This is a genomic window from Microcoleus sp. Z1_A1, assembly GCF_036700305.1.
Lineage (GTDB): Bacteria > Cyanobacteriota > Cyanobacteriia > Cyanobacteriales > Microcoleaceae > Microcoleus.
Genome location: NZ_JAUBOR010000096.1, coordinates 1 through 3,430, shown reverse-complemented (window position 1 = coordinate 3,430; position 3,430 = coordinate 1). Strand labels below are relative to the sequence as shown.

The window sequence follows — 3,430 nt, the reverse complement described above, 5'->3', positions numbered from 1 at the left end:
ACGTTTCTTTCGAGCAAATCCCAGAAAAACTATATAGCCACCCAAATAACGCCAGCGGGGAAAGGCTACACCCGGAGTTTCCTTATGGAGGGGACAGCCTCGAAACCACCGACAACTCCCAAAACCCCACTAACCAATTAACTCCGGCTCCCCTTTCCCCCCAAATAAGTTCCGATTCTACCGATAACCCAATCGAGACGGAGGCTCGACTGAGCGCTCGTCCAACTTCCTTGCCCGCCGATACAGAATTTCAAACCCTTTCCCCAGAAACTGCTCCAGAGGCTTCTGCCTTAACAAACTCCCCAACCCTAGAACAAGTAAATTCCCCAGGGGCAAAAGGCATTCTCAACCGCACGCCCCAAAGTTCCTCAACCTCCCAAACAGCTCAGGTTCCCCTTGGAACCACAGCCAACGGCGTAGTTTCGGTTCCCCTGTTGTGGGATGAAGGCTCAGGCAAACAGCTTTACGACAAATTTGCCGTCACCCTCACAGACAACGTAACGGCAACTGACGGCTCTATTGCTTTTCGGAAGGGCACGGTTGTCATTGCCAAAGCCAGCACCGTCAGCAAAACCAATCGCATGGTACAAGCTACTGCTGTGGCGCTCGTCTACTCTGATAGAAACGGTCAGATTAAACAACAGCCCATTCCAGAAGGCGCAATTTTGATTGCAGGAGAGGGCGGAGGGCCGCTGATTGCTTCAGGCTACTTCGACCCAGGGAACGATATTGCCGGACAGGATATCCTCACCGCAGTGCTGTCGGGAGTTGGACGAGTCGGTCAAGTGTTCGCAGAGCCTAAAGTCAGGAGCTCTAGCAGTATTAGCGGTAGGTTTGGGGGCAGTACAACCACCGTTGAAAGTCGAGACCCCCAAATTTGGTCAGCCGTCCTCGATGGCTTTTTCAGCCCCCTGGCAAAACGGATGGAAAGCCGCTCAGATAGAGCAACTGAAGAACTTTTAAATCGCCCCAATGTAGCTGTGGTTAATAAAGGAACCCCGGTTTCTATTACTGTTAACAGCTTTCTCAACATTTACCGTTGACCGAGGCGTTGGTAAACGGTTAAGTCGCCCCAACGCGACTGCGGCGATTAGTAAATAAAATCCCCGTTTCTAGTGTCAACAATTTTCTCAACATCAACCGATAACTGCCATGACGAATCGCATCCAATCTCCAAGAATGCTTTCCCTCGGAGGGCTTTTGTTCACAGCAGTGTTCGCTGCTGCGAGCTACCCAGACTGTGCTTTTGCTCAATCAAGAGTAACAGGCTATCAAACTGTGGGTCGAGATATTGCCGTCAATAGTGCGATCGATATTTTAGTCTATCCCGGCCGCGCAAGTGCGATCGACTTCAGCTCAACCGATGAAGCTCTCGCCTACGTTTTAATTGCCGACCCCTCAAAAATAGTTTTCAGCACCGATGCACAGTTGGCAAGCGGCCAAGCCAAAACTGTTTTCTTGCGTCCCATTCAAGCGCTCAATTTTCCGGGAGCTACCACAGCTACCATCACTAACCTTTCAATCAAAACTGTAGATTCAAAAGGGAAACAGCGACTTTACAACTTCAACATCGTTCCTACCAACAAAGAACCAGAACACTTAGGAATTCGCATCGCTCCCCTAAACCCAAGAATGTCGCCGACTGTGAACGTTGATAGAGGTCGTGCACCCACAGCATCAGATGTCGAAAAAGGATTGCTAATTGCCATTCAAAAAGGCTACACAGCAGCCAACGACCCCGTAGTCTACAGCGTGCGACAATTTTTAGCGCTAGTAAGAAATCACAATCTATCGGCGGCCGATGCTGCTGCACGAGCCGGAGTAGACTTGTCTGTGATTGTCGAGCTGAGCCGCATTGCACGAGAAGAATTCAACTACCCTGGAACAAGATTTCAACAGCGACAACCGCCAACAGCCCGAACTACTCGGCTTTTTAAAAGTCGCTCTGCTTTTTGATTGGAGCCGGAGCTGCGGGAATAGGTAACGGGAATGGGGAATGGGGAGTAGGGAATGGGGAGTGGGAGAGAATTGACTGACTGTCTCCTAACTTCCTATTACCCATCCGATTATCGAAAAGTTGAGATGCGAATCCTCTCCTCAATACTGCCCGCGCTGAGTCAGGCTGGAGCCTGTGTCACTAACCGCTCGCTCTGAGAACTTATGGCTTTTGACTGATTCAGATTGGTTTGAGGCTGCACTATTAATAGGAATTAGTCAAACAGCATAACGAGACCGAGCGGGGATGGTGAGTGAGAAGAGGAGAACTCTTCTACGGATGGTGTTACTCCCCTCTGAAGAAGAACATTTTTTTCCTCATTCTCCACTCCTTTGTTCAACCAATGTTCCGCCCAAAAAGCTCTGTTCAAAAAAAGTCTGCCCTCCCGCTGCGCGTTGTGCTTACAGTCCCCAACGCTCTTTTGATTTCAATCTTACTAGCTCTAACGGGGTGGCTTTCTTTTCAAACAGGGCGACAGACAATGAATGACGTAGTTGCACACCTATTGGGAGAAGCAACGAGCCGTATCTCTGACCGCCTTGACAACTACTTAACAGAAGGGGTTGGGAAAGGAGAAAGGACTTACAATCAAATTCCAACTGGTTCGGTAAACCAACTTTCCCCAAGTCAAACAGCCGGAGTCACAATCAAACCAAATGGGGAAAGAAATGGGTCAGACTCTCCAAAAACAATATTCCGTCAACAAAAAACAAATCCTGCTTTTCCCACCCCAACCTCAACATTCAACTTGCACGATTTCCACATCAGCCCTAACTGTCAAGCCTTTATCTTAGACCGAGAGGGACATTTAGTTGCTCGGAACGAGGTAACTGAACCAAAACCGTCTATTTCTGCTGACGGACTGCAGCGAAGAAGCGCCCGAGCTCTGCAACAACAAGTAATCCAGCTTTCAACAGAGTATTTGCTTAAACATTATGGCAGCCTCGCTGCTATTAACAGCAGCCAAAATCTTAACTTTACCGCCAGCAACTCTAGATACTTACTGCAAGTCAGACCTTTTGAAAACTCGAAAGGCTTAAACTGGCTAATTGTAGCAGTTGTCCCTGAAACCGATTTTACGGACAAAGTTCAGGCTAACACCCGCAACACTATTTTGCTCGTGCTGCTGGCTTTGGTTCTTTCTATCTGCCTTTTGCTGTCCATTTCCCTAAGAATAGAACAGCGGCTGCAGCGGTTAATTTCGGCAACAGAGGCGATAGCTGGCGGCGACTTCGACTCAACAGTTTCAGGTAGCGGCGTTGCCGAACTCGAAGCCTTAGCTTGTGCTTTCGAGCGCATGAATTCCCAGTTAAAAGCATCTCGCCAGCGGTTAGAAGAATATTCTGGCGATTTAAAACGGCAAGTTGCACAGAAAACAAAGGAACTAAAACAAGCTAAAATTGCCGCCGAAAGTGCCAATCGCGCTAAAAGTAC

The 3,430-nt window shown here is 48.6% G+C and carries 2 protein-coding genes and 1 pseudogene; all 3 read left to right on the top strand.

Translation table 11 applies throughout. The features are described from left to right. Nucleotides 1-1,043 (top strand): annotated as a pseudogene (locus QT973_RS26770) (hypothetical protein); the annotation flags it as partial. A 109-nt stretch (nucleotides 1,044-1,152) separates the two neighbouring features. Continuing rightward, nucleotides 1,153-1,956, top strand: a complete 804-nt coding sequence (locus tag QT973_RS26765) for a hypothetical protein (RefSeq protein WP_333273607.1) — start codon at nucleotides 1,153-1,155, stop codon at nucleotides 1,954-1,956. 521 nt (nucleotides 1,957-2,477) lie between these two features. Continuing rightward, on the top strand, nucleotides 2,478-3,430 hold a 953-nt coding region (locus QT973_RS26760; protein WP_333392558.1), incomplete at its 3' end, for a HAMP domain-containing protein.